5 protein-coding genes are annotated in these 6000 nt (G+C 52.9%); 1 reads left to right on the top strand and 4 read right to left on the bottom strand.

Translation table 11 applies throughout. The features are described from left to right. Window positions 1-45: 45 nt before the first annotated feature. Together pssA and ilvC are read right to left on the bottom strand one after the other, a co-directional pair. Window positions 46-978, bottom strand: coding sequence for a CDP-diacylglycerol--serine O-phosphatidyltransferase (gene pssA / locus HVE01_RS16085; RefSeq protein WP_125751603.1), 933 nt, complete (start codon window positions 976-978; stop codon window positions 46-48). Between the two features lie 163 nt (window positions 979-1141). Next, window positions 1142-2158 (bottom strand): ketol-acid reductoisomerase, encoded by a 1017-nt coding sequence (ilvC, locus tag HVE01_RS16080; protein ID WP_016916053.1) that lies wholly within the window; start codon window positions 2156-2158, stop codon window positions 1142-1144. Between the two features lie 198 nt (window positions 2159-2356). Here ilvC and ilvY point away from each other — a divergent pair, with 198 nt between their 5' ends. Next, entirely contained in the window at window positions 2357-3244 is an 888-nt protein-coding gene (gene ilvY, locus HVE01_RS16075; protein WP_125751606.1) for an HTH-type transcriptional activator IlvY, read from the top strand. Window positions 3245-3323: 79 nt separating this feature from the next. Here ilvY and ilvN read toward each other — a convergent pair whose 3' ends face one another. Both ilvN and HVE01_RS16065 read right to left on the bottom strand, forming a co-directional pair. Beyond that, window positions 3324-3815, bottom strand: coding sequence for an acetolactate synthase small subunit (gene ilvN, locus HVE01_RS16070; RefSeq protein WP_027336791.1), 492 nt, complete (start codon window positions 3813-3815; stop codon window positions 3324-3326). After that, window positions 3815-5539 carry an acetolactate synthase 3 large subunit gene (locus tag HVE01_RS16065; protein ID WP_125753799.1) on the bottom strand — a complete coding sequence of 575 codons (1725 nt, stop codon included), beginning with the start codon at window positions 5537-5539 and terminating at the stop codon, window positions 3815-3817. The genes ilvN and HVE01_RS16065 overlap by 1 nt, the downstream gene beginning before the upstream one ends. Between the last annotated feature and the right edge of the window lie 461 nt (window positions 5540-6000).

The raw sequence follows: 6000 nt of genomic DNA, 5'->3' as shown, positions 1-6000 counted from the left end.
GCTGCCGTCTTGGCAAGTAGTTTTTTGAGAAAATGCGAATAAACTTTAACTTCTAGGCTTGGCCTTGCGCATAACGGCCAAGACGGGCCCTGAGCACACATAAGTACCAAAAAGCAGTAGCAGCATGACAGACGGTTCCACTGAGATCATGACGAACCCTAGCACCACCGCTAACAGCACAACAAAAGGTACAGGCTTTTTAAAATCGAGGTCTTTGAAGCTGTAATAACGGATATTGCTAACCATAAGCACCCCCGCCGCCCCTACTACAAACAGCATAAGCAGCTTAAAACCTACCGCATCTGCATCAAAACTATGGAAGGTCCATACACTTGCAGCCACTAAAGCGGCAGCGGATGGGCTTGGTAAGCCGATAAACCATTTCTTATCAACACTACCAATCTGTACATTAAAGCGCGCCAGGCGCAGTGCAGCACAAGCCACATAAAGAAATGCTACGACCCAACCCGTTTTACCGATGTCTTGTAAAATCCAGGTAAAAGCCACCAATGCAGGCGCCATACCGAACGAGATCATGTCGGAAAGGCTATCGTACTCGGCGCCAAACTCGCTTTGAGTATTGGTCATCCGGGCAACACGGCCATCAAGCCCATCAAGCACCATGGCGATAAAAATTGCCACTGCTGCCGAAGTGAATTCTCCGTTAATCCCCGCCACCACCGCGAAGAACCCTGAAAACAGCGCAGACGTAGTAAACAAGTTAGGTAATAAGTAAATGCCTTTTCGGCGAATCTTCTTACCGTCTTCAACCGCTTCTTCAACCACCTCGGTTTCGCGCAAAAAAACGCTAGCAAGATCTTCATTGCTTATGTCGCCATGACTTACGCTGCCATTACTCAGCTTTTCATGACTAGCGTCTTCTTGCTCTCCAGTGCCACTCTCTTCTATTTTCTGGCCTTCTTGGGGCACTGACTGTGGGGCCTGTTTACGCTCTTGATCGCGAGCATCCTGGGTCATAAATATCATCCGTTTGAAGTGAAGTCACAAGAACAGTGATCCCTTTTCATTCTACACGGTGACGCTAACTCAGCCAGTCAATTGCAGCATGCGACGCCAAACGACTCGGGGCGCAACAATGTGCGCCCCGAGACTTTCACTAGCGTACTAACACGCTAACCGCTTAGTTTTTCGATTTATCAACCAACTGGTTGGCAGCGATCCACGGCATCATGCCACGTAGCTTAGCACCTACTTGCTCAATTTCGTGTTCAGCATTCAAGCGACGACGTGCCGTCATCGACGGGTAGTTGGTGTTGCCTTCCTGGATGAACATTTTGGCATACTCACCCGTTTGGATACGCTTGAGTGCATTGCGCATTGCAGCACGAGACTCATCGTTAATCACTTCAGGGCCAGTCACATACTCACCGTACTCCGCATTGTTGGAGATGGAGTAGTTCATGTTGGCGATGCCGCCTTCGTACATCAGGTCAACAATCAGCTTAAGCTCATGCAGACACTCGAAGTAAGCCATTTCTGGCGCATAGCCTGCTTCAGTCAGCGTTTCAAAGCCAGCTTTAACCAGCTCAACTGCGCCGCCACACAGAACTGCTTGCTCGCCAAACAGATCCGTTTCGGTCTCATCTTTGAAGGTAGTTTCGATGATACCGCTACGGCCGCCACCGACGCCTGCCGCGTAGGAAAGCGCCAATTCTTTGGCATTACCAGATGCATCCTGGTGGATAGCGATCAGGTCAGGAATGCCGCCACCTTTAACAAACTCAGAACGAACCGTGTGACCTGGCGCTTTCGGCGCGATCATGATGACATCTAGATCTTTGCGCGGCTCGATTTGGTTGTAGTGGATGTTAAAGCCATGAGCGAAGGCCAAGGTCGCGCCCTCTTTCAAGTTCGGCTCTACTTCTTGCTCATAGATCGCTTTTTGATTCTCATCCGGCGCCAGAATCATGACAACGTCTGCGGTTTTGCACGCTTCTGGAACGCTTGCCACTTTCAGGCCTGCGGCTTCTGCTTTGGCGGCAGAGGAAGAACCTTTGCGCAGAGCAACTGTGACGTCGACGCCAGACTCTTTCAAGTTATTCGCATGGGCATGGCCTTGCGAACCATAACCAACAATAGTGACTTTCTTAGCCTGAATGAGGGACAGGTCACAATCTTTATCGTAATAAACGTGCATGGCGAGACTCCAGAAGTCGATGAAACCAAAAGTTTTTATTGCGTATATGTCAGCGTTGATGGCCACCCGTGCCGTCTTTTGCAGCACTGGGCTTTGGCATTGAGATCACTCTACGCCACCGCCACCATTGCGTAAAACGCTATATTTGCAACATACTATTTCTAATTATGAAACACCGATCTTAACAGTGGGCTTACTATGGATTTCCGCTTATTAAAGCATGTGGTAACACTGGCCGAGACGCTGCACTTTGGCCGCGCCAGCGAGCTTTGTCATATCAGCCCCTCCACCCTAAGCCGCTCAATCCAGCAGGTTGAAAGCGAGCTAGGCACGCAACTATTTGAGCGCGACAATCGCCATGTCACGCTAACCCCTCAAGGCTTAGCGTTTCAGCACTATGCAAAAGAGACCTTAGAGCAATGGGAAATGCAGAAGCGAACACTGGCCGCCACGGTGGCACAGCTGAGTGGCGAAATAAGCATTTACTGCTCGGTAACCGCCAGCTATAGCTTTCTCTACGAGCTCCTGAGTGATGTGCGTACTCGACACCCCGGTATCGAATTAAAGCTGCATACCGGCGACCCCGCGGATGCCATGTCGCGGGTACTGGAAGGCGCAGACGATATGGCCATCACCCCCCGGCCGCGGATTCCCCCCAGCGCCCTGGCGTTTAAATCACTTACCCGCTCGCCGCTGCTGTTTATTGCACCGACAGAAGCCCACGACTGGCTGCCAAGCCAGCCGGAAAGCTCAACAGCCGAGCAGTGGCGTGATGTCCCGATGATTCTTTCAGAGGCCGGGCTTTCAAGGGAGTACGCCAACACGTGGTTTAAAGCGATGGGCATTACGCCACGCATTTATGCCCAAGTCGCTGGGCACGAAGCGATTGTCAGCATGGTAGGGCTGGGGTTTGGCGTGGGAGTGGTACCCAAAATCGTGCTAGATAACAGCCCGCTGTCCGAACGTGTGCAAGTACTCAACGTAAAACCCGAGCTACCCCACTACGATGTCGGAGTTTGCGTGCTTAACCGACGCCTCAAAAATCCGATGATTGACGCGTTTTGGGCGACTGTGACGCCAGGTTAACGTGTGCTTAAAGGATACAAAAAAAGCCGCCCTGATAAGGACGGCTTTGCCAACGACTGATTCAGCTAGCATGTTGCGTTTACAACGATAGAACTTTATCGCCGCGAGCAATACCGGACACCCCGGTACGCGCCACTTCGAGAATGCCTACTGGCGCCATGGCCTGTAGGAAGGCATCCAGCTTAGCGGCGTCACCGGTAATCTGAACGGTATAAAGGCTTGGTGTTACGTCGACGATCTGCGCCCGGAAAATATCCACCGTACGCTTCACTTCATCGCGGGCAGCACCTAACGCTTTTACTTTAACCAGCATCAGCTCACGCTCAATGTGGTTACCTTCCGTCAGGTCGACCAGCTTCACCACATCAATCAGCTTATTAAGATGCTTGGTGATTTGCTCAATCACTCGGTCATCACCCACGGTGGTCACCGTCAGGCGTGACAGCGACGGGTCTTCGGTCGGTGCAACGTTCAGCGTTTCAATGTTGAAGTTACGCTGGGAGAACAGCCCGACCACACGTGACAGCGCACCCGGTTCGTTTTCCATCAGAATCGAGATGATATGACGCATCAGGTACGCTCCGTTTTAGACAGCAGCATGTCACGCATGGCACCCAGCGGTACCTGCATCGGATAGACGTGCTCAAAGGGATCAACCTTCACATCCAGGAACACTAGCTCATGCTTGTCAGCAAAGGCGCGCTCTAGCGCCGGTTCCAACTCATCAAGTGTGTTCACGGTGATTGCGGTAAATCCGTAAGCCTCAATTAGCATGTGGAAGTCTGGCAGCGACTCCATATAGGAGTGCGCATGACGGGACTTGTAGTTCAAATCCTGCCACTGCCTAACCATGCCCAGCGATGCATTGTTGAGGTTTACAATTTTGACGCCCACGCCGTACTGCTTACAGGTAGAAAGCTCCTGCATCATCATCTGGAAGCTGCCTTCCCCTGTGACACACACAACGTCGTCATCAGGGAAGTTCTGCTTGATACCCATGGCAGCCGGGAAGCCAAAGCCCATGGTGCCCAAACCACCCGACGTGATCAGACGGTTAGGCTTATCAAACTTGTAGTACTGAGCAGCAAACATCTGGTGCTGGCCAACATCCGTCGTCACATAGGCTTCACCGCGAGTAACACGGCATAGCGCTTCGATAACTTCCTGTGGCTTCAACACTTCGCCTGGCTTAGAAGGCTCGTATAGCTTGCCTTCACGCTCGGCGCGCCAGCCGTCAATCTTTTGCCACCACTCGGCTAGCGCTTCAGGCTGCGAAATTGACTGCCCCTGAACCAGGCTGATCATTTCATTAATGACGCTAGACGCTGGCCCAACGATGGGCACATCTGCACGTACGGTTTTAGATACCGAGCTTGGGTCCACATCCACGTGAATGATTTTTGCCGTGGGGCAAAACTTCGACGTGTTGTTGGTCACTCGGTCATCAAAACGCGCGCCAATAGCGATAATTAAATCCGCATGGTGCATGGCCATATTGGACTCATACGAGCCGTGCATCCCCAACCAGCCCAGGCACTGCCGATCACTTTGCGGGTAGGCGCCGATGCCCATCAACGTTGTGGTAATGGGGAAGCCGAGCTGTTTGACCAAATCGGTCAACCCTTCGCTTGCCTTGCCAGTTACCACGCCACCGCCGGTATAGAACACCGGGCGCTTGGCTTTCAGCATCATCTCAACGGCTTTTTTAATTTGACCGGTATGCCCCCGGGTAACCGGGTTATAGGAGCGCATCTTGACCTTTTTCGGGTAGACGTACTCATAGCGCTCGGTCGGTGCCGTCATATCTTTAGGGATATCGACCACGACCGGACCCGGGCGACCAGTCGCCGCAAGATAGAAGGCTTTTTTCAGCACTTCTGGAATTTCAGACGGATGCCGAATTGAGAAGCTGTGCTTCACGATGGGGCGAGTTACACCCACAATATCGGTTTCCTGGAAGGCATCGTCACCAATCAGGTGGCTCATGACCTGACCGCACAGCACGACCATTGGAATCGAATCCATATAGGCAGTCGCAATGCCGGTAACCGCATTGGTAGCACCAGGACCCGAGGTGACTAGCACCACGCCTGGCTTACCCGCCGCACGGGCATAGCCATCTGCTGCGTGAGTTGCAGCCTGTTCGTGACGCACGAGAATGTGCTTCACCTTGTCCTGGCGGAACAGCGCATCGTAAATGTGCAGCGCCGCGCCGCCGGGATAACCATAAATGTACTCAACGCCCTCATCCTGCAAGAAGCGGGCGATCATATCTGCGCCGGAAAGCAGTTCCACTGTGTTTCTCCCCTGGAGGTCTCGAGTGCGATCCGCAGGACATCCTGCGGTGTCGAGTGCGGCGGTATGCCGCTGCCGGCCCATGCCGGCACCTGATGCCAAACCCTGGCATATGGCCCGGTTAGGGCCTGCACTCTCATCGGAAGCACCGGTATATCATCAAATACGCCAGTAGCTACCTTACACGACGGTTTGCCGTGTCGGGGCGTTGGCCAGGTCGGACGGTTAGCCCAAGCCCGGAAGTCCTTCGGCGGGTAAAGGCTTTCGCCTACCCTTCGCGCGGGGATTAGGGGTTGCCCGTTGGTTCCGCGCCCGCAAATCAGGAACACACAAGATTCCATTAGCGCCCTCAGCCTGTCAACCTCCGATCAGGACAAACGCAACAAACGTCGCAGTTAGCCATTAAAAAAGCCCCGCTAGCAGAGCTAACGAGGCTTTTGCCATATTTCATTGCGCAGGCT

The sequence above is a fragment of the Vreelandella venusta genome, assembly GCF_007989605.1.
Lineage (GTDB): Bacteria > Pseudomonadota > Gammaproteobacteria > Pseudomonadales > Halomonadaceae > Vreelandella > Vreelandella venusta.
This window is presented reverse-complemented; position numbering and strand designations above follow the sequence as displayed.

Bases quoted from the DNA above. Each gene is read 5' to 3' on its own strand.
- pssA (WP_125751603.1), bottom strand. From the start codon at position 978: ATGACCCAGGATGCTCGCGATCAAGAGCGTAAACAGGCCCCACAGTCA.
- ilvC (WP_016916053.1), bottom strand. From the start codon at position 2,158: ATGCACGTTTATTACGATAAAGATTGTGACCTGTCCCTCATTCAGGCT.
- ilvY (WP_125751606.1), top strand. From the start codon at position 2,357: ATGGATTTCCGCTTATTAAAGCATGTGGTAACACTGGCCGAGACGCTG.
- ilvN (WP_027336791.1), bottom strand. From the start codon at position 3,815: ATGCGTCATATCATCTCGATTCTGATGGAAAACGAACCGGGTGCGCTG.